We start from the raw sequence: 23,319 nt of genomic DNA, 5'->3' as shown, positions 1-23,319 counted from the left end.
CCGCGGCGACCATGGTCGTCGGCTTCGTCTGGGGCGGCTGGGTGACCGGCGGCACGGCGCGCACGGCGGCCACGACCGCGGGCGATGTCGCGCGCGGTGAACTGGCGTCGGCCATCTGCGTGGAACGCTTCAACGCGGCGCCGGACGCGGCGGCGCGGCTCGCCGAGTTCAAGGCAATCACCGATGGCTACAAGAAGCGACAGTTCATCGAGGCGGGCGGCTGGGCGACCATGCCAGGGCAGACGAACCCCGACAGGCGCGGCGTCGAGGCCTGCTCGACCGCTCTCGCCGCATAAGACCGGCTCGAGCCAACCGGCAGTCCGCCGGGGCACAAGTCCCGGCGCGCCACTCTGCCAGCCCTTCAAGGAGCGCGACCAATGATCACCTTCACGAAGAAAACCGACCCGATATCCGCGCCCAAGGAACCCGAGGAGAACCGTTTCGAAACTACCCGCAAGGCCGCCAAGGAACTGCATCGGAAATCCGACACCGATGGCACCAGCCGCCGCAAAGATCAAATGGCAGGAGAAACCAAGTTGATCTGATGGCACGCGCCGGCATTCGCTGGTGCCGCCGCATCAGACGAACTCAGTCCCAGGAGGATCTCGAAATGGCACTTGCCTTTCCGAATCGAAGCCGCAGCTACGACGACGTCCGCCATCGGATCCGCTTCGTCGGACATGACGGCATGATCGAGGTGCCGTTCTTCGTCGAGACCGACGCGCTCCCGCCAGCGACCGGCGGCGAAGCGGGCTTTCTTGCCGCCTTCGACGCTGCGCGGGGCACGATCCACGATGTCGCGCGCGAGATCTACGGAAGCGCCCGCAGGACAATGTACGTCCTGACGGCGGCCGACTTCCGGTGAGCCGCTGTCCTGCGCGCTGGCAGCGGGGCGACCGGGCCCCGGGACGTGGCGCTATGTGGCGAAGATCTCACGGAGCAATGGAACGATGACGACGCTCGGACGCTTCGTCATGACGGGAACCGCGCGGAAGGAACGTTCACATGCAGTATCTCGGTGTTCTTCGGGGGGCAGGCGACCTGAAATGCGAGGACGAGTTCCTTGCGCGCGCGGATTTTGATTTCGAAGGCTTCCTGACCAAGCCGGGCGGCGTGACCGGCGGTGGCGAACTGCGCATGCCGCCGGAGGCGCTGCGGCTGGTGTTCGGTCGCGCGGACCTCCATCTCCTCACCGACGACGGAAGGCGCCTGCGGTTGCGATTCTCCGAGAAGCAGTTGCCGCCATCGAGCGGTTCCGCCCATGTCGATGTCACAGGCGACCTGCCGAGCGCGTCCGAGTGGCGCCACTGACGGCGACATGATCGCCGAGGGGGAGTGATCGGTTCGCTTCGCGGCCCTTGCCTCCTCCTGCCGAGACCTCCTGACAAACCGCCGGTTCCGGCGCAGTCGCATTGGCTGGAAAGGCACGCTTTGACATTGATCCATCGCCTTCTGGGGCTCCGCTCGTCGTCACCGCCGTGGAACGACGGAGCACCGGTACGGGAGGAACTCTTCAGCGAAGAACGCCTCGAGCAGCACGCCGAGAGCCTTGCCGTCGCGCAGTCGGTGACCGACAGGCCGCCGAACGTCCTGTCGCTGCACACGAGGCTCGAGGACAATGCCGCGGTTCTGCTCGCCGCCTACAGGGCAACCGCAACCGAGCTCGAAAGCGGCAGGGGCGTCGTTCCCGCGGCCGAATGGCTGCTGGACAACTATCACCTGGTCGAGGATCAGATCCGCGAGATCAGGGACGACCTTCCCGTGGGCTATTATCGGCAGCTGCCGAAGCTGGCCGAGGGACCGTTGGCGGGTTATCCTCGGGTGCTGGGGATGGCCTGGGCCTTCGTCGCACACACCGACAGCCTCTTCGAACGCGAGAAGCTGCGGACGTTCCTTGTCGCCTACCAGCGGGTGCAGCCGTTGACCATCGGCGAACTCTGGGCGGTGGCGATCACCTTGCGTATCGTTCTCGTCGAAAACCTGCGGCGCCTGGCCGACCAGATGACAGTGGGACGGGCCGCCCGCGCGGATGCCGCGGCCCTGTCGGATCAGCTTCTGCTGTCGGATTCCGGCAAGACCGCGCTCGACACCGACATCGCCTCGCGTTCGCCCGAACCGCTGTCCGAAGTCTTTGCCGCGCATCTGGCCAAGCAGTTGAGGAACCAGGATCCGGCGACGACGCCCGCGCTCGGCTGGCTGGAAGACCGTCTCGCGCTTCAGGGCGTGTCGGTCGAGGACGTCGTGCTTCATGCCCAGCAGAGGCAAGGCGCGTCCAACGTTACGGTGCGAAACATCATCACCAGCTTGCGGCTCATCTCCGACATCGACTGGGCCGAGATGTTCGAGAGCGTCAGCCTTGTCGATGCGCGCTTGCGCGCGCGCAGCGCCTTTGCCGACATGGATTTCCCCACCCGCGACCTCTACAGGAATGCGATCGAGCAGCTGGCACGAGGATCGGCCTTTTCGGAGCTGGAGATTGCGGACCACGCGCTCGACGCCGCGCGCCAGACGGGGGCCGAGACGGGCCGCGCGGACGACGACGGGCGCACCGGCGATCCCGGCTTCCACCTGATCGCCCAGGGCCGCCGGACCCTCGAGCGGGCGATCCGGTTCAAGGCGCCCGCCCGGTTGCGGATCAGCCGCTTCAACACGTGTCTCGGCATCGGCGGCTATGTCGGGTCGATCCTGCTCGTCACGGGTATGCTGCTCGCCGCCGCCCTCTGGCTGCTGTCGCGCACCGGCCTCGATGGCCTCTGGCTCCTGCCGGCGGCTCTGGTCGGCTTCCTGCCCGCGACCGAGGTGGCGACAACGCTCGTCAACCGTGCGATGACCTGGAGCTTCGGCGCCACGATCCTGCCCGGACTTGCGCTCAAGCAAGGCGTTCCGCCGTCGCTGCGCACGCTCGTCGCGGTGCCGACGCTCCTCACCAGCGAAGCCGACCTCCTGGAGCAGGTGGAGCGCCTCGAGGTGCACCACCTGTCCGGCGTGGGCGGCGACCTGGCCTTCGCCCTCCTCACCGACGGTGTGGATGCCGATCGCGAGGAAACGGAGGGCGATGCCCGCCTCCTCGCCGTCGCCGCCGAGGCGATCGACCGCCTCAACGGGCGCCATGAGCCGCTTGCCGGCACGAAGCGCTTCTTCCTGCTGCACCGTCGCCGCGTCTTCAATTCGGCTGAAGGCAAATGGATGGGGTGGGAGCGCAAGCGCGGCAAGCTGCACGAACTCAACAGGCTCCTGCGCGGTGCGGCCGACACCACCTTTCTGCCGGTCGGCGGGGGCCCGCCGCAGGTGCCGGCCGACGTGCGTTTCGTCATCACCCTGGACGCCGACACGCGCCTGCCGCGCGATGCCGCGCACCGCCTGATCGGCAAGATGGCGCATCCGCTCAACCGCCCGCGCTTCAGTGTCGAGGAGCAGCGCGTCGTCGACGGCTATGGCATCCTGCAGCCGCGCGTGACGCCTTCGCTTCCCGTGGGCCGGGAGGGGTCCATCTTCCAGCGCGTCTTCTCCGCCCCGGGCGGCATCGATCCCTACGCGGCGGCCGCGTCGGACGTGTACCAGGACCTGTTCGGCGAAGGCACCTACACAGGCAAGGGCATCTACGACGTCGACGCCTTCGAAGCCGCGCTGTCGGGCCGCGTGCCCGAGAACGCCATGCTCAGCCACGATCTCTTCGAGGGCGTTTTCGCCCGCGCCGGCCTCGCCTCCGACGTCGAGGTGATCGAGGAGTTCCCATCCCGCTACGACGTCGCCGCCAAGCGCCAGCACCGCTGGACGCGCGGCGACTGGCAGCTGCTTCCCTGGGTGACCATGCGGCGTGGCGGAACATCTGCTCTCCCCTCCATCGGCCGGGGGAAGATGCTGGACAACCTGCGGCGATCCCTGCTGGCTCCATCGACGCTTCTGGCACTTGTGCTCACCTGGCTGATGCCGTTGCCGGCCGCGGCGGCCGGAACCCTGCTCGTCCTTGCCGCTATCGCCACGCCGGCCTTCCTGCCGATCCTCTTCACTGCCGTGCCGCACCGCGCCGGCATCCATCTGCGCCACCACGTGGCGACGCTCGGCGCGGACCTGCGGCTCGCCGCCGCGCAGAGTGCACTGTCCATCGTCTTCCTGCCGGACCATGCCTGGCGGATGGCCGATGCCATCGTCAGGACGCTGACCCGGATCTACGTGTCGCGCCGCCATCTCCTTGAATGGACCACCGCCGCACAGTCGAAGGAGAGCCCGCGGCTCGACCTTGCCGGCTTCTACCGCCGCATGGCGGCCGGAACGCTGCTCGCGCTCGCCGCCACCGCCGGGGCCGCGCTCGTCGCGCCGTCGTCCTGGCCGCTGGTCCTGCCCTTCGCTGTGGCATGGCTTGCCGCACCCGCGCTCGCGCGCTGGACGAGTCGGTCGCCGAAGACCGGTACGCGGCTCGCGGCCACCGACCCGGATGCGCGCGACCTTCGCCTGATCGCCCGCAGCACCTGGCGTTTCTTCGAAACCTTCGTGACGCCCGCGGACAACATGCTGCCCCCGGACAACTTCCAGGAGGATCCGAAGCCGGTCGTGGCCCACCGGACCTCGCCCACCAACATCGGGCTCTATCTCATCTCGGCCGTCGCCGCCCGTGACTTCGGCTGGGCCGGAACGGTCGAGACCGTGGAGCGGCTGGAAGCCACGATCGGCACCATGCGCAGGCTACCGCGGCACAAGGGGCATTTTTTCAACTGGTACGCGACGCAGGACCTGCGGGTCCTCGAACCCGCCTACGTCTCGTCGGTCGACAGCGGCAACCTCGCCGGCCATCTGATCGTGCTCGCCAACGCCTGCGAGGCATGGGCGACACGGCCGATCGCGCCGAATGCCCGCATGGGCATGGCAGACGCCATCCTCATGGCGCGTCGGTCGCTCGACGCCGAGCCGGGGCACCGCGCCATTCTCCTGTCGGAGACGTTCGGCGAGATCGAGGCGCTGATAGCCGGTCCGCAGACGCTCGAGGCCCTGTTCCCGGTCCTGTCGCGCCTCGCCGAAAAGGCGGCCGTCACGGCGCGCGCCCTGGTTTCGACGGAGGCGGAGGACGCCGCCACAGACGTCCTCTTCTGGATCGAGACCTTCAAGACAACCATCGCGGCACACGGTCGCGACCGGCGCGCCGGCGACGACCTCGACGTCCGTCTGCGGCGGATTGCCGGCCATGCCCGCGAGATGGCGATGGCGATGGATTTCGCCTTCCTGCTCGATCCGGAGCGCAAGCTGCTCTCGATCGGCTACTCGCTCGCCGACGACAGCCTCGACCCGAGCTGCTACGACCTGCTCGCCTCGGAGGCCCGGCTCGCCAGCCTCTTCGCCATCGCCAAGGGCGACGTCGAGACCCGGCACTGGTTCCGCCTCGGCCGTTCGGCGACACCGCTCGCCAATGCCTCGGCGCTGATCTCGTGGTCCGGCTCGATGTTCGAATACCTAATGCCGTCGCTCGTCCTGCGCGCGCCCGCCGGTAGCCTGCTCGAACAGACCAACCGTCTCGTGGTGCAGCGCCAGCAGTCCTATGCCCGCTCGCTCGGCATTCCCTGGGGGATTTCCGAATCGGCCTACAACGCCCGCGACATGGAACTGACCTACCAGTACTCCAATTTCGGCGTGCCGGGCCTCGGCCTGAAGCGCGGTTTGTCGCAGAACGCGGTGATCGCGCCCTATGCGACAGGGCTCGCCACGATGGTCGACCCCCACGGCGCGCGCGAAAATTATGCCCGCATGGCGAAGATGGGGGCGGTTGGACGCTACGGCTTCTACGAAGCGCTCGACTTCACCCGGTCGCGGCTTCCCGAAGAGAAGGACGTCGCCATCGTGCGCACCTCCATGGCCCACCACCAGGGCATGACCATCGTCGCCGTAGCCAACACCCTGCACGAAGGCGAGATGCGGGCCCGGTTCCATCGCGAGCCGATGATCCAGGCTTGTGAACTGCTGTTGCAGGAGCGCATGCCGCGCGACGTGGTTACCGGCCATCCGAAGGCGGAGGAGGTCAGGGCCTCGCCTGCGACCGCCGATGTGGAAGCACCCGCATCGCGCCGTGTCACCGCCGCTACTGCGGGCCCGCCGGTGACCCACCTCCTGTCCAACGGGCGCTATGCGCTGATGCTGACGGCCGCCGGAGCAGGCTACAGCCGCTGGCGCGACATCTACGTGACGCGCTGGCGCGAGGATTCCACCCGCGACGACTGGGGCTCCTACGTCTTCCTGCGCGATCTCCAGAGCGGCGATGTCTGGTCGGCCGGGTCCCAGCCGCTGTGTGCCGAAGGCGAGACGCGCGAAGTCGTCTTCGACGAGGACCATGCCCGGTTTATCCGCCGCGACGGCGCACTGACGACCACGATGGAGGTCCTCGTCTCCGGCGAGGACGACTGCGAGGTTCGCCGCGTCTCCGTGAGCAATGGCGGGCGCCGCGCGCGCGACGTCGAGATCACGTCCTACGCCGAGATCGTCCTGGCGCCGCTGGCCTCCGACATGGCGCACCCGGCCTTCTCCAAGATGTTCGTCCAGACCGAGCATGTCGCGGAATTCGGGGCGCTGGTCGCCACGCGACGTCCGCGCTCCCACGCAGAGCCGCAGGTCTGGGCGGCCCATCTCGCCGTCGTCGAAGGCGAAGTCGTCGCGGATCCGCAATACGAGACCGACCGCGCCCGTTTCATCGGGCGCGGACGCTCGATCCGCTCGGCACAGACAATGGCGGCGCCCGGTGCGCTGTCGAACACGGTCGGCACCGTTCTCGATCCCATCTTCGCGCTGCGCCAGACCGTGCGAATCGCACCCGGGAAGGTCGCGCGCATCGCCTACTGGACCATCGTTGCCTCGTCGCGGGGCGAACTGATGGACCTGATGGACAGGCACCACGATCGAAGCGCCTTCGAGCGCGCCAGGATGCTGGCGTGGACCCAGGGGCAGGTCCAGCTGCGCCATCTCGGCGTCAACCCCGCGGAGGCAGCGGACTTCCAGCGGCTGGCCGCACCAATCCTCTACGCCGACGCACGCCACCGGTCCCCCGCCGAGGCGATCCTGCGGGGCGCCGGATCGCAGTCAGGCCTCTGGCACCTCGGCATCTCGGGCGACCTGCCGATCGTCCTGCTGCACATCGACGATCCACAAGACATGGCCCAGGTGCGGCAGTTGCTGCGCGCGCACGAGTACTGGCGGATGAAGAGCCTCGCCGTCGATCTGGTGATCGTGAACCAGCGCGCATCGTCCTACACGCAGGATCTGCAGGTCGCCATTGAGACCGCAGTGCGCACCAGCCAGTCGCGACTGCGCTTCGGCGCCGTGCTCGCGCATGGTTCGGCCTACGCGCTGCGCGCCGACCTGATGAGCGCCGAGGCGCGGGGCCTGCTCGGGTCGATCGCCCGCATCGCCTATTCGGCCCGCCGCGGCGCGATCGCCGAGCAGCTCGACCACATGCGCGCCCACCCCCTCGACCACCCGCAAATCCACGCGGCGCGCAAGCCGGTCCAGCCGAAGTCCAGGACGGCCGTTGCGCCTGCGCCGCCGCTCGAGTTCTTCAACGGGCTCGGCGGCTTCGACGAGGACGGACGCGAATACGTCACCATCCTGCGCGATGGCGCCACCACGCCCGCGCCCTGGATCAACGTCGTCGCCAATCCCGGCTTCGGCTTCCAGGTCTCGGCGGAGGGAAGCGGCTATACCTGGGCGCAGAACAGCCGAGAGAACCAGTTGACGCCGTGGTCGAACGACCCCGTGGTCGATCCGGGCGGGGAAGTCTTCTACGTCCGGGACGAGGACACGCGCGACCTCTGGAGCCCGACGGCCCAGCCGATCCGCGACGGCGGCACCTATCTGGCGCGCCACGGCTTCGGCTATAGCCGCTTCGAGCACGAGGCGAACGGCATCGCCCTCGACCTTCTGCAATACGTGCCGCTCTCCGACCCGATCAAGATCTCGCGCATGACCATCCGGAACCTGTCCGGACGGACCCGCCGCCTCTCCGTCACAAGCTATGCCGAACTCGTGCTCGGCACCACGCGCAGCGCCACGGCGCCGTTCCTGGTGACGCAGATCGACCCGGACACGGGCGCCCTCCTGGCGCGCAATCCTTGGAGCATCACTTCCCCGGACCGCACCGCATTCGTCGATCTCGGCGGTCGGCATACCGCATGGACCGGAGACCGGGCCGAGTTTCTCGGCCGCTACGGCAATCCGTCGGCGCCGCGTGCGCTCACCGGCGAGGCCCACCTCTCCGGCAGGACCGGGGCGGGCCTCGACCCTTGCGTGGCCTTGCAACAGACGATCGAGATCGGCGCGGGCGAAACGGCGGAGGTCGTCTGCTTCTTCGGGCAGTGCGGCACGCATGAGGAGGTCCCGGCGCTCGTCGCCCGCTACCGCGCGGCCGATCTCGACGCCGTGCTCCGGGAGGTGACGGATCACTGGACGGATGTTCTGCATGCGGTGCAGGTGAAGACGCCGGACCGCGCTACCGACATCATGCTCAACGGCTGGCTCCTCTACCAGACGCTCGCCTGCCGGATCTGGGCACGCTCGGCCTTCTACCAGTCGAGCGGCGCCTATGGCTTCCGCGACCAGCTCCAGGACGGCATGGCGCTGAGCCTGACGAGACCGAACGAAACGCGAGGCCACCTGCTGCGCGCGGCCGGCCGGCAGTTCGTCGAGGGCGACGTCCAGCACTGGTGGCTGCCGCAATCGGGGCAAGGCGTCCGCACACGGATCTCGGACGACCGCGTCTGGCTGGCCTACGCGGTGGCGACCTACGTGAAGGCGACGGGCGATGCCGCGGTCCTGGACGAGAGCGTTCCGTTCCTCGACGGTCCACTTCTGGCACCCGACGACCACGACGCGTTCTTCCATCCTGCACAATCGGCCGAAGCGGGTTCGCTGTTCGAGCACTGCGCCCGCGGCCTCGACCAGTGCCTGGACCTCACCGGCCCGCTCGGCCTGCCCCTCATGGGCACCGGCGACTGGAACGACGGCATGAACCGCGTGGGCGAGGGCGGCAAGGGCGAGAGCGTCTGGCTAGGCTGGCTGCTCCTGGGCGCCATCGACCTGTTCGCGCGCCTGGCGGATGGCCGGGACCCGCAGCGTGCGGAACGCTGGCGGACGCATGCGGCCATGCTGCGGCAGGCGACCGAGGCGCAGACCTGGGACGGCGAGTGGTACCGCCGCGCGACCTTCGACGACGGCACCTGGCTCGGCTCAAAGGAGAGCGAGGAATGCCGGATCGATTCCATCGCCCAATCCTGGGCCGTGCTGTCCGGCGCCGCCGATCCGAAGCGCGCGGCAACCGCGATGGCGTCGCTCGACAGGCACCTCATCCGCCGAGACGACGCCATGGCCCTGCTGTTCACCCCGCCCTTCGACCAGACGCCGCGCGATCCGGGCTACATCAAGGGCTACCCGCCGGGCCTGCGCGAGAACGGCGGCCAGTACAGCCATGCCGCCATGTGGGCGATCCTCGCCTTCGCGAAGTCGGGTTCGGGCGACAAGGCGCACGAGCTGTTCTCACTTCTCAATCCGATCAACCATGCCCGCACGCCCGCGGCGACGGACCGCTACAAGGTCGAGCCCTATGTCGTCGCCGCCGACGTCTACTCCGTGGCGCCGCATGTCGGCCGCGGCGGCTGGACCTGGTACACCGGCTCCGCCGCCTGGATGTACCGGGCCGGCATCGAGGGCATCCTGGGCATTCGCCGCGAGGGAGACGTCCTCGTCGTCGATCCGTGCCTTCCATCGGCATGGCCGGGCTTCGAGGCCACGCTGCGCGTCGAGGGGACGCGCTGCGACATCCGGGTGGACAATTCGGGACGACCGGGTCCAGGCGGATGGTCCGCGGTCCTGGACGGCTTTCCCCAGCCGCCCTCCGATGCGGCCGCGCGCGTGCCGCTGGACGGACACGAACACAGACTGATCATCGTATCCCGCCAGACCAGATAAGTCCTCGCCAAGGACGCAACGGGGAGTTTGTATGAACGCAATCGAGGGGCGACTCCTGAACCTCCTCCGGGCGTTCGGTTCGGCGCGAGAGGCGCCCGTTGCAACTTTCTATGGGACATCTTGGAGCAGGGCATGGTAGGTTGTCTCGGTCGAGCCTGCCCTTTCCGGCACCTCGCCATTTTGCCGAGCAATGACTCGCTCCGCGAGTCTCCGGTCCCAGAGGGGCCATGTCATGCCAAGATTGCCGATCGTACACTATGAGGCGGCGAGCACTCTTGCCGTGGTGGTCTCGTCCAACGAGCCGCTGCTCTTTCTATCGGAGGATCAAAGAGTGATTGCGGCGAGCGCTTCGTTCTGCCGAGCGTTCGAGGTCGATCCTTCGACGGTCACCGGCAGACCGCTTGGCGAGATCGGCGATGGCGAATGGGACATGCCTAGGCTCGCCTCGCTGTTGCGGGCGACAGCTTCGGGAAGTGCGCGGATCGAAGCCTACGAGATCGACCTCGTTCGGCCGAGCCGCAAGACGCGAAACCTCGTCGTGAACGCCCGCACGCTCGACGACGGCGACATGGATCGCATCCGCCTCCTGCTCGCCATCACGGACGTGACCGACGCGCGCGCCGAGACCCGGCTGAAGGACGACCTCATCCGCGACAAGGCGATCCTGCTTCAGGAGGTGCAGCACCGCGTCGCCAACAGCTTGCAGATCATCGCCAGCGTCCTGATGCAGAGCGCCCGACGCGTCCAGTCGGTCGAAGCGCGCGGGCACCTGCACAACGCCCATCACCGGGTGATGTCGATCGCGGCGCTGCAGCGCCAGCTCTCGACCTCCAGCGGCGGCCGCGTCGAGCTCCGGGCCTACTTCACTCAGCTCTGTCAGAGCCTCGGTGCCTCGATGATCTCCGACCCCAACAGGCTTTCCATAGCGGTGAAGGTGGACGACAGCGTCGTCGAGCCGGATTTTTCCGTCAGCCTGGGGCTCATCGTGACGGAACTCGTCATCAATGCCCTCAAGCACGCCTTCCCCGACGACCGGATCGGAACGATCGCGATCGACTATCGCTCGTCGGGCGAAGACTGGACGCTGTCGATCACCGACGACGGCATCGGCATGCCCATGGGGACCGATGCACCGAAGGCGGGGCTCGGCACCGGCATCGTCGAGGCGCTCGTCCGAAACCTGAACGGCGATATCCGGTTGAACGATGCCGGCCCCGGCACCGCGGTGACAATCAGCCATCGTGAAGGCAGCGGTTTGCCCACCGATGTTTCGAGGGCCGCCTAGGAACCTATTCACGACCCCGGCGCTATACCGATGGCGGCGACGCGGTCCCGCCTTACACATCTCGAGTCTCTCATGAAAAAAGACAAGGCCGTCGTCCTGGTGGTCGAAGACAACACGATCATCCGCATGGGCGCCGTCGATCTGGTCCTGACCGCAGGCTACGAAGCCCTCGAGGCATGCGATGCGGACGAAGCCATCCGGATCCTGGAGGCCCGGTCCGACATTGACCTGGTGTTCACCGACGTCCAGATGCCCGGGACGATGGATGGCCTCAAGCTCTCCCACTACATTCGGAATCGATGGCCGCCCGTGAAACTCATCGTCGCCTCCGGGGCCGCCATCCTCGAGGAAAGCAGCCTTCCCAGCGGTAGCCGGTTCTTCCCCAAGCCTTACGACGAGAACGCCATCACGGACGCGATGGCCAGATTGCTCGCGAGCGAGGATCCGGCCGGCACGGCGGGTTGAACTCTTCGCCGCGGCCGCGCGTGCCGTCACGCCTCTGATCCATCGATCGATCGTGCGGCGCAGGGACGGCGCCGACCGGATCAGGCAGGGCGCTGCGCGATCCGTGTGCGGACGACATGAAGCGCAATCATCCCGGCGAGCATGCCTCCCGCCAGGGCCGGAGCCTTCCAGTCTCCGCCGGCAAGCCTGACGGCGATCAGCACGAGGCAGATGACCGTCCCCAACGCCGGAACGAAGCGCGGCACCTCGAAGCCGCCCTTCGGCTCGCCGGCGCGCGCCTGGAGGATCAGCAGGGCGCCGTTCACGATCGCGAAGACGACCAGGAGCATCAGGACGGAGGCGGCGGCGAGTTCGGCGATGCTGCCGAAGAAGGCGAGCGGGACGAGCAGGAGGAAGAGGACGAGGATCGCGAGACCGGGCGTGCGGGTCCGCGCGCCGATCCTGCCCAATGCTGCGGGCAGAAGGCTCTGGCGCGCCATTCCATAGACCATCCGCGAACTGGTGACGTAGTTGACCAGAGCGGTGTTGGCGACCGCGAAAAGGGTGATGCCCGCGAAGACTGCGACCGGTATCGCAGGCGCCGCCCGGCGCATGACCTCGGTCAACGGGCCCGGTGCGGCGGCGAGTTCCTGCCACGGCACCACAGACACGGAGGTGACGGCGACGGCGACGTAGATCGAGGCGCCGACGACCATGGCGGTGACCAGCGCCACCGGGATCGTCCGCTGCGGGTCGCGGCATTCTTCGGCGACGTTCAGGATGTCCTCGAAGCCGATGAAGGCGAAGAAAGTCAGCACCGCGCCTTGGAAGACCAGCACGATCAGCACGTCTCCGTTTGGGGAACCGGGGGTCTGGAGGAGATCGACGGAGCCCCAGTAGGGAATGCCGACGGCGATCACGAGGAGCAGCCCGCCCGCCTCGATCACCGTGCAGCCGACGTTGACCCACATCGATTCCCGGATGCCGCGCACCACCAGCCCCGTCAGGACGAGCAGGAAGCCGATCGCAATCGTCCAGGCCGGAAGGGCGGCGATCCCTGCGATCGAAGCGAGGTTGACGGCAAAGACCTGGGACTGCGTCGCGATCGATGTCAGCCCGGAGGCGACGACGGCAAGCCCGACCATGAAGCTGAGGAGCGGCATGCGATAGGCGCGCTCGGTGACGTAGGCCGCTCCGCCGGCCCGCGGATAGCGCGATCCGAGCGAGGCGTAGGACAGCGCCGTCAGCAGCGCCGCCACCATGGCGACGAGGAAGGCCAGCCACACCGCGTTTCCGGCGAGGCCGGCTGCCTGTCCGATCAGCCCGTAGATGCCCGAGCCCAGCATGCTGCCGAGGCCGTAGAGCGTGAGCTGGAACGGACCGATCGTCCGGCGCAGCCCAGGCTCGGGTTTGCCGGAGCCCAGTCTAAGGTCGCTCACAGGTCGGGCGGGTTGCAAGGGGTCGCCGCCGTCCTCATCCGGCCGAAAGCGCTCTCTCGACGTCGGCCGGCGAGTGCCCCGTCAGGTCCTTGGCGATCTCGTGCAGCAGGATGGCCGACAGCGCCTTGTGATAGTGCTTGCGCATCTCGCCCAGCGCACGCGGTGCGGCGACGATGACCAGGTTCTCGATCTTGCCGCCCAGCGCCTGCTGGTTGAGGTGCTGGACGATGCCTGCGGCGAACTGGTCCTCCCCGGACTGGCCGTGATCGGGATTGGCGGCACTCGTGTGCCGCCCCGTGCTGGTCCCCGGATCGTCGGCGATGGCCTCGTGCGGCACCGTCACGAGCTTCAAGGCCGCCTCGTCCCCGGCGTTGCGGAACAAGTTGAGTTTCTCGCCGTCTGCGACGGCGACGATCGTACCCTTGGGTAACAGCATTCGAATTCTCCAGATTGAGCGGAACCGCAAATATTGCGGAAGCGCGAAGATGCGACGCGGAGGTCGACCCCGTCAAAGTCCCTCAATGACCTGCTTGAGCATGTCGCGCACGTCCCCCGCGATCGAGGCGAGGGCGGGGTTGCCTACCGCCTGCATCGAAGCGATCGGATCGACGGCGGACACCTCAATGTGATCCTCCTCCGCCTGCCGCAGGACGACGTTGCATGGCAGCATGGTGCCGATATGGCTCTCCTGTCGCAAGGCTTGGTAGGCAAACTCCGGATTGCAGGCGCCAAGGATCACATAGGGCCGGAAGTCGACGTCCAGTTTCTTCTTCAATGTAGCGCCGACGTCGATCGTGGTCAGGACGCCAAAGCCCTTGGCCGCAAGAGCGGCGGTCACATGGTCGATTGCCTTGTCCATCGGCAGGGCGATGATCTTGCTGAAATGGTAGGTCATGAAGTCTCCATGTTTCGGGTTCGGCCGACCGTCGGTCAAAGCGGAACAAGCCTCCGATGGACCGAATTCGGTTGCCCTTCGCTGATCTCGATCAAGCCTCGTTCCGTTGGGCTTGGTCAGCGTCGACGCACTGAGTTTCCGCCATCGATAATGGAATTGATCAGCGCAGCCACCGCGATGTGAAGTTCGGCCTCGCCGTCTTCGCCCGGGTCGTTCTCGTGAGCGGATGCCGCATCGCGCAGAATGCCGACGATCTCCTTCTCCGGCAGGATGTCGCGATCGTTGAGCGCGAGGAGCAGCGACTCGCAGATGGCTAAGGCCGCGTTGCCCGCGACGTCGGAAGTGCAAGTCATGAGGAAACCTCCACGCCGGAGTGGATGAAATCGAGCGGTCTTGAGAGAACGAGCGGTCTTGGGGGAAGTTGCATGTCGCTACATTGCCACGGAACGCGTATAGGAAACTGAGCGAGAGCAGCTTTCGGCCAATTCGTTTGACGGATCGACCGTCTTCTCAGCGACTTCGCCATGGCCGAAGCGGCAGACAGGCCCGAATGACGGCAATCCATGAAAGCCCGATAGCCCTCAAGCTCGGCGCGTTCGTCGCGCTGTCCGACGCGGAGCTGTCGGTCCTAGACGAGTTGCACCGCCGCCGTCGGACCTTCCTTGCCGGACGCGACCTGGTGCTCCAGGGACAGTCAGATCAGTCGGCCTATATTCTGGCCTCGGGGTGGGCCTGTTCCTACAAGCTGCAGGCCAGCGGCAGCCGACAGATCGTCGATTTCCAGGTGCCGGGCGATTTCCTGGGCCTGCGCTCGATCCTGTTTCGCACCGCCGACCACACGATCGAGCCCGTCACCAATGTCGAGGCGTCGGAGGTTCACGCGCGGGATCTGCTCAACGCCTTCAGCCGGACGCCAAAACTTGCGACCGCGGTGCTATGGGCGGCGTCCCGAGACGAGGCGATGGTGGTAGAGCACCTCGTCAATCTGGGCCGCCGCAACGCGCGCGAGCGAACCGCGCATTTCCTGCTGGAACTGGGTGCACGGCTGAAGCTCGTCGGACTCGCAACGAACGCGGGCTATGAGTGTCCGCTCTCGCAGTACATGCTAGCCGACGCGCTCGGGCTGACCGCCGTTCACATCAATCGCGTGCTGCGCGAGTTGCGGGAGGACGGCCTGCTGACCTTCCAGAAAGGCCGCGTCACCTTCGACGATTTCGACAGACTGGTGGCATCCGTCGACTTCGACAAGACCTATCTGGACCAGGACGGGCCGCTGCTCAGGTGACGGGTTGCGGCACTCAGGCAGCCGTCATCCCGCCATCGATCGTGTGGTATGCCCCGTTGACATAGGCTGCATCGTCGGATGCCAGAAACGCCACGACCCCCGCGACTTCCTCCGGCGTGCCGTAGCGCTTCATTGGGATAGTCTGGGCGAAGCCGTCATGCACGGCCTCTGGCGCCTCGGGACTGGCGCCCTTCTCGATCGAGGCCATCATCCGGCTCTCGATAGGCCCGGGGTTGATGCAGTTGACCCGGATTCCCCTCGCGCCCCACTCGACGGCAGCCGTCCTTGTGAGGCCGAGCACGGCGTGCTTGCTGGCGATGTAAGCGCAAAGGCCCGGCGAGCCGGTGAGGCCGGCGACGCTGGACGAGTTTATGATGCTGCCCCGTCCAGCTTTCGCCATGACCGGGATCACCAGCTTCATGCCGAGAAAGACGCCGATCACGTTGATCTCCATGACCTTGCGAAAAATCTCCAGCGGGAAATCCGGGATCGGCGCGACCGCCCCCTCGATGCCGGCATTGTTGAAGAAGATGTCGATGGTGCCGTAGGCCTTGACCGTCGCGCCCACGCATGCCGCAAAGGAAGCCTCGTCGGTCACGTCGGCTTCTATCACCAGCAGACGGCCCGCGTCCGGAATGGCGGCCCGCAGCGGGCCGAAGTCCGCGCCGGCGATATCCGTGGCCGCGATCCGTGCGCCCCGCGCCGACATCAGCTTGGCTGCCGCGAGTCCGAGGGCGCCGGCGGCGCCGGTGATCAGGGCAATCTTGCCTTCGAGCGATTGGTGCATGGTCAGTTCTTTCTGTCGATCTGACGTCAGTGATCGGCCGCGTCGGAGCTATTCGCTCGTCTTGCCGTCGAAATGCTCCTCGGTCACATCGGCCTTGGTCCGATGCACGGTGCCGTGCCTATGCTCCGGCGGTCCGTAGACGGAGTAGAGGCGCAGCGTTTCGCTCCCGGTGTTGCGAAGATTGTGCCGGGCCCCTGCCGGGACGACGATGGCCATGTCGCTTCGAACCGTTCTGACGGCACCGTCGATCACGATCTCGCCCGAGCCAGTTTCGATCCTGAAGAACTGGTCCCTGTCGTCGTGCACCTCCTCGCCGATGTCCTCTCCCGGCTGGAGAGCCATCAGGACGAGCTGAAGGTGATTTGACGTGTACAGGACGCGACGGAAATCGTCGTTGCCCTCCGTCAGCGTCTCGATGTTGTCGACGAAACCCTTCACTGCGGTCACTCCTTGCCTCTGCGATTGCGAAGATCGCTTTCCCGTCATGCCCGTGACGTGGACACCTCGCCTGACCCCGACCGTAGTCGGGTCGATGACGGTCGTATTGATCTGCATCAGTGATGGTCGTCGGAGGGCACAAGGCGCTTCCGGGCAGCAGGCTGATCTGCGTCAAGTCGCGCGATCTTTGGCGTGCTTAGGCTTCATCTCGCGACGGTCACCTTTCGCCAGTCCTGCATTCGGGAGAGTTGAGCCGCCGGCAACCGCCTTCTCCCTCCAAGGTGTATTCATGACAAGTCGAAGGCGCCTCCTCATCGGAGCTGGAACAGCACTTCTCGCGACAGGCGGTACGACCTGGGCCGGAATGCGCGGGATGGGGTCGATGGCAGACCGGGCGGCCGCGGTCGCTGCCATGCGCACGGACTTGTCTCCAATGCCCGACATGTATGCATTGATCCGTTATGCGACGCTGGCCGCCAACAGCCACAACACGCAACCCTGGCTGTTCCGCATCGCAGACAAGAAGACCGAGGTTCTGCCCGACTTCAGCCGGAGAACGCCTGCGGTCGACCCCGACGATCATCATCTTTTCGCCAGCCTGGGCTGCGCCGCCGAAAATCTGTCGATCGCCGCCAATGCACGGGGAATCGGTGGACGGCTGCGTTTCGAGCCGGCGGGCGACGGATCGATCATCTACGACGTTGGGGCGCGGGCCGAGCCGGAAGAGGCTCTGTATCGTGCGATTCCGCGTCGTCAGTCGACGCGGGCGGAGTATGACGGAACACAGGTCGGAGCCGATGACCTCCAAGCGCTGCGACGGGCGGCGAGCATCCCCGGCGTCACGCTGGTGCTGATCAGTGGGCGGGCTCAAATCGACAGGCTGCGCGATCTCGTCGTCGCGGGGAACGAGACGCAGATGGCCGATCAGGCGTTCATGTCGGAACTCAAGACGTGGTTGCGTTTCAGTCCGAGGCGCGCGGTCTCCACCGGCGATGGCCTGTTCGGCGCCTGCAGCGGCAGTCCTGCCCTGCCCGAATGGCTGGGGCCACTCGCGCTCGATCTCTTTTTCACCGCCGAATCCGAAAGCAAGAAATACACGCGCCAAATTGCCTCCTCCGCCGGGATCGCCGTCTTCCTCGCAGATAAGGCAGATCCCGAACATTGGGTTCTCGCTGGTCGCGCGTGCCAACGTTTCGCGCTTCAAGCTACAGCCCTCGGTCTCAAGCACGCCTTTCTGAACCAGCCGGTCGAGGTGCCCGAGTTGCGTCCCGAGCTTGCCGCGCTCGCGGGGCTTCCCGGGCGCCGGCCGGACATCGTCATGCGTTTCGGGCGCAGCTCGGAAATGCCGTACTCGGCGCGAAGGTCAGTGGAAAGTGTGGTCGTGACATGACCGTCATGAACAGGGATTTTGGCAGACTTGCTTCCAGGCGAAGGAATCTTTCGGCAGCGTTAACTTTATTCTTTGTCTGGTGCGCAGCCACCTGGCTCCTTGAGGGGCGGATCGAAACGCTGTTGCGTCCAGACGCCATCGTCGACCGCATCATCTATGCGATCCTTGGTAACCTCGTCCTCGGAGTGATTGCGGCGTTATGTGTGATCCGCTGGCAGCAACATGCAGACGGGATCAGCCCGGAAGAATCCGGATTCGGCCCGCCACGCCGCTCGGCCCTATGGATTCTGGCGGGTGCCGTACTGGGATTCGGACTCTATGCAGGACAAGGTGCGCCTTCGACGGATCCCGTGGTCGTTCTGAACGCCTACGCGCAGGTGTTCGTCGTGTCTGCCGCCGAGGTGCTGGTCTGTTGGGTCGTGCTCGGTTCGACGATCGCGCAGGTCTTGCGTACACGCGGGCGGGTTGTGGCAACCGTTGCTGCCGGCATATCCGTGAGCATCCTTTTTGGCCTCTATCACTTCGCCCACAGCCCGCCATTCAATACAATCGGCATGGTGTCCTTGTTGGCGGTGGTCGGCCTCGGGACAAGCCTGTTCTTCTTTGTTTCACGGGACGTCTACGGGACGATCGTCTTTCACAACTTCCTCGGCACCTATGGCGTTGTTCTAGCGCTGAAGGATGCGGGAATGCTGAACGGCCCGTCTGAACTGCAGGTGCCCCTTCTGGCGACAGCGCTGGCGACCATCGGGGTGATTGTCGTCGCCGACCGTTTCTGGCTGCGCCAAGGATTGGCGTGCGGCGGGCGGTCGGCGACGAACAACTCGCATGAGTAACATAAGTGCTGTGCGGCCACCTGCTGTCCGGGAAGGAAATATCTCGATAACGAAAGTGCTCGCTCCTATGTCTTCGATCGACGATCAATGCACGATTCGCCTGCCCGCCGCCGTCCATGACCTGGCAATGCGCCTTGGGGCGCGGCCGGGGGCTTGTTCAGTGATGCTAACCCAGACGGGGCGCATGAAGCGGAAGATCGAGGTCGATTCGTGGATGTCATTCTCGGCGACACAAACGATCTCGACGCAGGCCTGCGAGTTCGACTGGCGGGCGCGGGCCGGCCCACTTGGCCTTATCTCGGCGAACGATGCATTGAAGGACGATGGGGCGCGGTTCGACATTTTTGCGCTCGGCATCATTCCGATCGCTCGCGCTGAACGTTCAGCGGCGCTCATTCGTGGCGAGTTGATGCGCTACCTTGCGGAACTTGCGTGGGCTCCTGACGCGATCCTCCTCAATCCTGCCCTCAGGTGGCGTGCGGTTGGCGAGGACCTGTTGGTGAGCGCGGGAAGCGGGGACACCGCCGCTGAGGTTCGGCTTTCCCTCGATGAGAATGGCAGGATTGCTGGCGCGTTTGCCCCGGATCGCCCACGTTCGGCCTCTCCACCAAACCTCCCGACTGCCTGGCGAGGGCGCTTCTGGGACTACCGCCGCCATGCCAATAGGTGGCTGCCATTCGCCGCCGAGGTCGCGTGGGACATCAGCGGTAGCGAACGAGTCTACTGGCAAGGAACCATCGGCGCCTGGGAGATCCACTCTCTCCCGAATGCCGGATGCGCCGACCGGGGTGGCTGAAGGTTCGCCGGTTCAGACGCTCATGCGTTCGAATGAATCGACATTGAGGCCGCCGACCCTGATCCCTCACTGATGCAGGTCAAGTCGGACGCGATCGTCTTGCGGCAGTGTCATGATGGAAGGAGCTGCCCAAGCCTTCCGGAGCCTCCGAGAGTTCTTCAGCATGTCCAATCTTCAGATCGAACTGACCGCGACCCCTGAAGGGGCGAACCGGACCAAGCGCGACGGCGCCTCTGGGGCGCTGGTTTCTTCGGGACAGACGGCGTTGGTCGCGCCGCACGCGAAGCCCGGGAACCGGCCGAAGCGCTCGTCGTGGCGACAACGGGGCTTGTGGATCGGACTGGCGGCGGCGGGCGGCATAGGCGGCTGGTTCTTCTATGCCCAGCCTTGGCAGGCCAGTGTACCCGCAGTTTCGGTCGAGATCGTCGCGCCCGGTCCCGTCACGCGAGTCCTGGCCGTCAACGGTCGTATCGCCGCGCTTCGCTCAGTAGCGGTCAAGTCGACCGTCGCGGGGACCCTCGTGGCGGCGCTCGCCGAAGAGGGGAACACGGTTCTCCGAGGGGCTGTTCTCGCGCGCCTTGACGACACCTCCCAGCAGGCGGCGGTGCGACAGGCGACGGCAGCGCTCGATCAACAGCTTTTGGCCGAGGCACAGGCAGGTGCGGCGCTCAAGCGCACCGAAGCATTGGCAGGCAACGTGTCTCGAGTCGCACTGGACGATGCACGCAGCGCCGCGGACCGCGCCGCGCAGGAGGTCGGCAGGCTGCGCGCGCTCGTTGACCAGGCGCAGTTCCAGCTGACGAAATTCAGCATCGTCGCACCAATCGCCGGAACGATCCTGACGCGCGGCGTCGAGCCCGGCCAGGTCGTCGATCTCGCCACGACGCTGTTCACGCTCGGGGACCTCAGCGAGCTGGTGGTTGAGACCGATGTCGACGAATCCTATGCGACCCAGATCAGGACCGGCATGCCGGCCGTCCTGCAACTGACTGGCGACGATCGGAAGCTGGACGGAACGGTGAGCTTCGTCGCTCCCGTCGTCGAACCCGATACAGGCGGCCTGGCGGTGAAGATCGCGTTCGCCGAGGCACAAGCGGCACCTGTCGGCCTGACCGTGACGGCCAACATCATCGTCGACCGGCGTGACGCGGCGATCTCCGCGCCGCGTGTCGCGCTCGTCACTGCCGATGCCGGGCTATCCGTCTTCGTGGTCGAGGGCGAGAAGGCCAAGCGTGTGCCCGTCGAGGTCATCGACTGGCCGGCCGACCGGCTGATCGTGACCGATGGGCTGAAGGCCGGCGACCGCCTCATCACCGATGCCGACAATCTGGCTGACGGGCAGGCCGTCAGGACCGCGGGGCAGTAGCGATGCTCTACGCCCTCAAGATCGCGACCCGCTACCTGACGGCCAACAAGGCCCAGACGTCGCTTCTCGTGTTCGGGGTCGCAGTCGGCGTGTTCATCTTCATTTTCATGAGCGCGCTGATCGGTGGTCTTGCCGAGTTCATCCTCTCGCGCACGGCGGGAGATCTCTCGCATGTGACGATCGAAGCCGAGGCCAGCGACCCGCCCATGCTCCTTGGCGATGTCGGAGGCGTCGTCCTGCTGGTGCAGGAAAAGGACACGAGCCGCGAGGCCCGACTTCCCAATGCGGACGCTTTCATCCCGATCATCGAGAAGCTGCCCGGCGTGACGGCGATATCCCAGCAGATCACGGGAGGCGCCTTCCTTCGGCGCGGGGCGCAGACGGCGCAGGTGAGCATCACCGGCGTCGAGCCCGACAGGGTCTCGGCAATCGTCAACCTGAAGAGTTATCTCGTCCAGGGCACCGTCGAACTCGGCGCCGGCAGGATTCTCATCGGCAAACGCCTGGCGGACGACATGAACTTCCGCCTCGGGCAGACGGTTCGTCTGCAGGCTGACACCGGCATCGACAAGGCGTTCGTGGTGTCCGGCATCTACGAAATCGGATCCGGCGGGCCCGATCGTCGCCAGGCCTATGTCAGCCTTGCCACGGCGCGGACGCTGTTTGCCATGCCGCAGGGCGTGTCCCGCATAGAGATCAAGTTGGCGGATCTCTACCAGGCCGACGCGACGGCTGCACGGATCGAGGCGACGACCGGCCTCCCGGCAACCTCCTGGACCGAAAACGCCCAGCAGCTGCTGGATGCGTTGAAGGCGCAGGCGCAGACCGGCCTGATGCTGAAATCCTTCGCGCTGATCACCATCGTCATCGGGGTGGCATCTGCGCTGATGCTGTCGACCTATCGCAGGCGTCCCGAGATCGGGATCATGCGCGCCATGGGGGCGCCGCGGTCCTTCGTCGTGGTCGTGTTCGTCATGCAGGGCGCCATGATCGGCCTCGTCGGAGGGCTGCTCGGGGCCGGCATCGGCTATGCCGTGCTGCTCGCCTTCCCCACGCGGGAGGAATTCCAGCCGGGCAACCTGCCGATCGACATCGCCCAGGGGGCGTATGACGTCGCGATCCTGCTCACCGTCATCAGCGCCACCCTGGCTGCGATCCTGCCCGCACGCGCCGCCTCGCGCGTCGATCCCGTGACGGCGATCGGCCAATGACGGAACCGCTCCTGCAGGTGCGCGGCCTCTGGAAGATTTTCGGAGAGGGAGGCGCCGAAACGCAAGTGCTGAAGGGGCTCGACCTGACCATGGCGCGCGGCGAGATGTCGGCGTTGCTCGGACCTTCGGGGTCCGGCAAGAGCACGCTGCTGACCATCCTCGGCACGTTGATGCAGCCGACTTCGGGAAGCCACGTGATGCTCGGCGAAGACTTGACGACGGCGAGCGACAAGGACCTGACTGACTTCCGCAACCTGCATATCGGATTCGTCTTCCAATTCCACAATCTCCTGCCGGACTTCACCGCGCTGGAGAACGTCATCTTTCCGACCGCCGTGCGCGACGGACGCGAGACGGCGGCCGCGCGGGACCGGGGTCGCGAACTGCTCGTGCGGATGGGGCTTGCCGACAGGATCGACTATCCGTCGACCAGCCTCTCCGGCGGCCAGAAGCAGCGCGTCGCAGTGGCGCGCGCGCTGATGAACCGGCCGGAATTCGTGCTCGCGGACGAACCGACGGGCAATCTGGACAGGGCGTCGGCGAATCAGGTGATGGAACTGATCGGCGAAATCAACCGCGCCGAAGGAACGACCTTCCTGATCTCGACCCATGACGAGAAGATCGCCGCGCGGTGCCAAAGGCAGATCCTCGTCGGCGACGGTCAGGTGACCGGCTAGCTGCGGGACACGGCTGCCAGCAGTCGGGCGTGTCACGCTTTCGGCAAAGCGGCCTTGACCGCAGTGCCGGGCACGAACGGGTCTTCACCCTCACTCGGATGTCGGCCGCATTGGCTTCGTCGAATGTTTCTCCTTCGGGCCAACGGCAGCTTCTTTCATCAAGGTCATGATAAGCTGACAGGCTCCTATCGGCCCCGCTTAAGCCGAAAAACAGGTGCTGAATGAACGGCAAGTTCCGGGTGCTCCGCAGCCCACCCTGAATGACTGACTTGGCGTCGATCGCAGACCTCTGTGGCGGTTGAAACCTATTGGCTGAGCAAGCCAAGCCAGCACGCAGCTAGAAGCGGGATACGGAGATTCATCGGCATGAAGGTGGTGTGAGACGACGTTCAGACGCTGAACGTTAGCAAATTGGGAATCCTGCTAGAGCTTCAAACAGGATTCCCGCTAAGATCATCTCATATCTATGGATCGTGTCCCACCGCGTGGTGTAGCTGGCGGCCATGGTCGCCGTGCTTTCCGGCATTGCCG

20 protein-coding genes are annotated in these 23,319 nt (G+C 66.1%); 14 read left to right on the top strand and 6 right to left on the bottom strand.

The window, feature by feature from the left end; all coding sequences use genetic code 11:
* The 7 genes from EJC49_RS24300 to EJC49_RS24275 all read left to right on the top strand — a co-directional run.
* Positions 1 to 296 (top strand): hypothetical protein (locus tag EJC49_RS24300; protein WP_126702512.1); only part of this gene is annotated, 296 nt, incomplete at its 5' end.
* An 81-nt stretch (positions 297 to 377) separates the two neighbouring features.
* Positions 378 to 545, top strand: a complete 168-nt coding sequence (locus EJC49_RS25850; protein ID WP_170314856.1) for a hypothetical protein — start codon at positions 378 to 380, stop codon at positions 543 to 545.
* A 65-nt stretch (positions 546 to 610) separates the two neighbouring features.
* Entirely contained in the window at positions 611 to 865 is a 255-nt protein-coding gene (locus EJC49_RS24295) for a DUF1488 family protein (protein ID WP_126702511.1), read from the top strand.
* A 140-nt stretch (positions 866 to 1,005) separates the two neighbouring features.
* Positions 1,006 to 1,311, top strand: a complete 306-nt coding sequence (locus EJC49_RS24290) for a hypothetical protein (RefSeq protein WP_126702510.1) — start codon at positions 1,006 to 1,008, stop codon at positions 1,309 to 1,311.
* 120 nt (positions 1,312 to 1,431) lie between these two features.
* On the top strand, positions 1,432 to 9,939 hold the full coding sequence (locus EJC49_RS24285) for a GH36-type glycosyl hydrolase domain-containing protein (protein WP_126702509.1): 8,508 nt from the start codon (positions 1,432 to 1,434) through the stop codon (positions 9,937 to 9,939).
* Positions 9,940 to 10,171: 232 nt separating this feature from the next.
* Positions 10,172 to 11,224: a sensor histidine kinase gene (locus tag EJC49_RS24280; RefSeq protein WP_126702508.1), complete on the top strand. Its 1,053-nt coding sequence runs from the start codon at positions 10,172 to 10,174 to the stop codon at positions 11,222 to 11,224.
* Positions 11,225 to 11,296: 72 nt separating this feature from the next.
* Positions 11,297 to 11,689, top strand: coding sequence for a response regulator (locus EJC49_RS24275; protein WP_126702516.1), 393 nt, complete (start codon positions 11,297 to 11,299; stop codon positions 11,687 to 11,689).
* Between the two features lie 80 nt (positions 11,690 to 11,769).
* Here EJC49_RS24275 and EJC49_RS24270 read toward each other — a convergent pair whose 3' ends face one another.
* The 4 genes from EJC49_RS24270 to EJC49_RS24255 all read right to left on the bottom strand — a co-directional run bounded on the left by EJC49_RS24270 (position 11,770) and on the right by EJC49_RS24255 (position 14,355).
* On the bottom strand, positions 11,770 to 13,125 hold the full coding sequence (locus tag EJC49_RS24270; RefSeq protein ID WP_245453549.1) for an APC family permease: 1,356 nt from the start codon (positions 13,123 to 13,125) through the stop codon (positions 11,770 to 11,772).
* Positions 13,126 to 13,141: 16 nt separating this feature from the next.
* Positions 13,142 to 13,543: a host attachment family protein gene (locus tag EJC49_RS24265; protein WP_126702507.1), complete on the bottom strand. Its 402-nt coding sequence runs from the start codon at positions 13,541 to 13,543 to the stop codon at positions 13,142 to 13,144.
* A 72-nt stretch (positions 13,544 to 13,615) separates the two neighbouring features.
* On the bottom strand, positions 13,616 to 14,002 hold the full coding sequence (locus EJC49_RS24260) for a DUF302 domain-containing protein (RefSeq protein WP_126702506.1): 387 nt from the start codon (positions 14,000 to 14,002) through the stop codon (positions 13,616 to 13,618).
* A 116-nt stretch (positions 14,003 to 14,118) separates the two neighbouring features.
* Positions 14,119 to 14,355 (bottom strand): hypothetical protein, encoded by a 237-nt coding sequence (locus EJC49_RS24255; RefSeq protein WP_126702505.1) that lies wholly within the window; start codon positions 14,353 to 14,355, stop codon positions 14,119 to 14,121.
* Positions 14,356 to 14,552: 197 nt separating this feature from the next.
* Between EJC49_RS24255 and EJC49_RS24250 the strand changes: the two genes are divergently transcribed.
* The gene (locus EJC49_RS24250) at positions 14,553 to 15,287 is read left to right on the top strand and encodes a Crp/Fnr family transcriptional regulator (RefSeq protein ID WP_126702504.1); all 735 of its coding nucleotides are present in this window, start codon (positions 14,553 to 14,555) and stop codon (positions 15,285 to 15,287) included.
* Between the two features lie 13 nt (positions 15,288 to 15,300).
* Here EJC49_RS24250 and EJC49_RS24245 read toward each other — a convergent pair whose 3' ends face one another.
* Both EJC49_RS24245 and EJC49_RS24240 read right to left on the bottom strand, forming a co-directional pair.
* A complete protein-coding gene (locus EJC49_RS24245; RefSeq protein ID WP_126702503.1) occupies positions 15,301 to 16,074 on the bottom strand; it encodes an SDR family NAD(P)-dependent oxidoreductase in 774 nt (257 codons plus the stop codon).
* A gap of 48 nt (positions 16,075 to 16,122) precedes the next feature.
* The gene (locus tag EJC49_RS24240) at positions 16,123 to 16,521 is read right to left on the bottom strand and encodes a cupin domain-containing protein (RefSeq protein WP_245453548.1); all 399 of its coding nucleotides are present in this window, start codon (positions 16,519 to 16,521) and stop codon (positions 16,123 to 16,125) included.
* Positions 16,522 to 16,894: 373 nt separating this feature from the next.
* On the opposite strand from EJC49_RS24240, the gene EJC49_RS24235 reads away from it, so the two are divergent.
* The 6 genes from EJC49_RS24235 (at position 16,895) to EJC49_RS24210 (ending at position 22,788) form a co-directional block, all read left to right on the top strand.
* Positions 16,895 to 17,902 (top strand): Acg family FMN-binding oxidoreductase, encoded by a 1,008-nt coding sequence (locus EJC49_RS24235; RefSeq protein ID WP_245453547.1) that lies wholly within the window; start codon positions 16,895 to 16,897, stop codon positions 17,900 to 17,902.
* Entirely contained in the window at positions 17,899 to 18,738 is an 840-nt protein-coding gene (locus EJC49_RS24230; protein ID WP_126702501.1) for a hypothetical protein, read from the top strand. Before EJC49_RS24235 ends, EJC49_RS24230 begins: the two co-directional genes overlap by 4 nt.
* Positions 18,731 to 19,534 (top strand): DUF6544 family protein, encoded by an 804-nt coding sequence (locus EJC49_RS24225; protein ID WP_342635383.1) that lies wholly within the window; start codon positions 18,731 to 18,733, stop codon positions 19,532 to 19,534. The genes EJC49_RS24230 and EJC49_RS24225 overlap by 8 nt, the downstream gene beginning before the upstream one ends.
* 115 nt (positions 19,535 to 19,649) lie before the next feature.
* The gene (locus tag EJC49_RS24220) at positions 19,650 to 20,900 is read left to right on the top strand and encodes an efflux RND transporter periplasmic adaptor subunit (protein WP_210211865.1); all 1,251 of its coding nucleotides are present in this window, start codon (positions 19,650 to 19,652) and stop codon (positions 20,898 to 20,900) included.
* A 2-nt stretch (positions 20,901 to 20,902) separates the two neighbouring features.
* On the top strand, positions 20,903 to 22,111 hold the full coding sequence (locus EJC49_RS24215) for an ABC transporter permease (RefSeq protein WP_126702499.1): 1,209 nt from the start codon (positions 20,903 to 20,905) through the stop codon (positions 22,109 to 22,111).
* Positions 22,108 to 22,788, top strand: a complete 681-nt coding sequence (locus tag EJC49_RS24210) for an ABC transporter ATP-binding protein (RefSeq protein ID WP_126702498.1) — start codon at positions 22,108 to 22,110, stop codon at positions 22,786 to 22,788. The genes EJC49_RS24215 and EJC49_RS24210 overlap by 4 nt, the downstream gene beginning before the upstream one ends.
* The last annotated feature ends 531 nt before the right edge of the window (positions 22,789 to 23,319 follow it).

This window comes from Aquibium carbonis, from assembly GCF_003970795.1.
Taxonomy (GTDB): domain Bacteria; phylum Pseudomonadota; class Alphaproteobacteria; order Rhizobiales; family Rhizobiaceae; genus Aquibium; species Aquibium carbonis.
Note: the sequence above shows the minus strand (reverse complement) of the source record. Positions and strands in the feature narration are given on the sequence as shown.

What these genes read in the sequence shown, in the direction of transcription:
- EJC49_RS24235 (WP_245453547.1), top strand. Translation starts at nt 16,895, where the DNA reads ATGGCAGACCGGGCGGCCGCGGTCGCTGCCATGCGCACGGACTTGTCT.
- EJC49_RS24280 (WP_126702508.1), top strand. Translation starts at nt 10,172, where the DNA reads ATGCCAAGATTGCCGATCGTACACTATGAGGCGGCGAGCACTCTTGCC.
- EJC49_RS24275 (WP_126702516.1), top strand. Translation starts at nt 11,297, where the DNA reads ATGAAAAAAGACAAGGCCGTCGTCCTGGTGGTCGAAGACAACACGATC.
- EJC49_RS24230 (WP_126702501.1), top strand. Translation starts at nt 17,899, where the DNA reads ATGACCGTCATGAACAGGGATTTTGGCAGACTTGCTTCCAGGCGAAGG.
- EJC49_RS24255 (WP_126702505.1), bottom strand. Translation starts at nt 14,355, where the DNA reads ATGACTTGCACTTCCGACGTCGCGGGCAACGCGGCCTTAGCCATCTGC.
- EJC49_RS24260 (WP_126702506.1), bottom strand. Translation starts at nt 14,002, where the DNA reads ATGACCTACCATTTCAGCAAGATCATCGCCCTGCCGATGGACAAGGCA.
- EJC49_RS24215 (WP_126702499.1), top strand. Translation starts at nt 20,903, where the DNA reads ATGCTCTACGCCCTCAAGATCGCGACCCGCTACCTGACGGCCAACAAG.
- EJC49_RS24210 (WP_126702498.1), top strand. Translation starts at nt 22,108, where the DNA reads ATGACGGAACCGCTCCTGCAGGTGCGCGGCCTCTGGAAGATTTTCGGA.
- EJC49_RS24265 (WP_126702507.1), bottom strand. Translation starts at nt 13,543, where the DNA reads ATGCTGTTACCCAAGGGTACGATCGTCGCCGTCGCAGACGGCGAGAAA.
- EJC49_RS24220 (WP_210211865.1), top strand. Translation starts at nt 19,650, where the DNA reads ATGGAAGGAGCTGCCCAAGCCTTCCGGAGCCTCCGAGAGTTCTTCAGC.
- EJC49_RS24295 (WP_126702511.1), top strand. Translation starts at nt 611, where the DNA reads ATGGCACTTGCCTTTCCGAATCGAAGCCGCAGCTACGACGACGTCCGC.
- EJC49_RS24290 (WP_126702510.1), top strand. Translation starts at nt 1,006, where the DNA reads ATGCAGTATCTCGGTGTTCTTCGGGGGGCAGGCGACCTGAAATGCGAG.
- EJC49_RS25850 (WP_170314856.1), top strand. Translation starts at nt 378, where the DNA reads ATGATCACCTTCACGAAGAAAACCGACCCGATATCCGCGCCCAAGGAA.
- EJC49_RS24250 (WP_126702504.1), top strand. Translation starts at nt 14,553, where the DNA reads ATGACGGCAATCCATGAAAGCCCGATAGCCCTCAAGCTCGGCGCGTTC.
- EJC49_RS24225 (WP_342635383.1), top strand. Translation starts at nt 18,731, where the DNA reads ATGAGTAACATAAGTGCTGTGCGGCCACCTGCTGTCCGGGAAGGAAAT.
- EJC49_RS24245 (WP_126702503.1), bottom strand. Translation starts at nt 16,074, where the DNA reads ATGCACCAATCGCTCGAAGGCAAGATTGCCCTGATCACCGGCGCCGCC.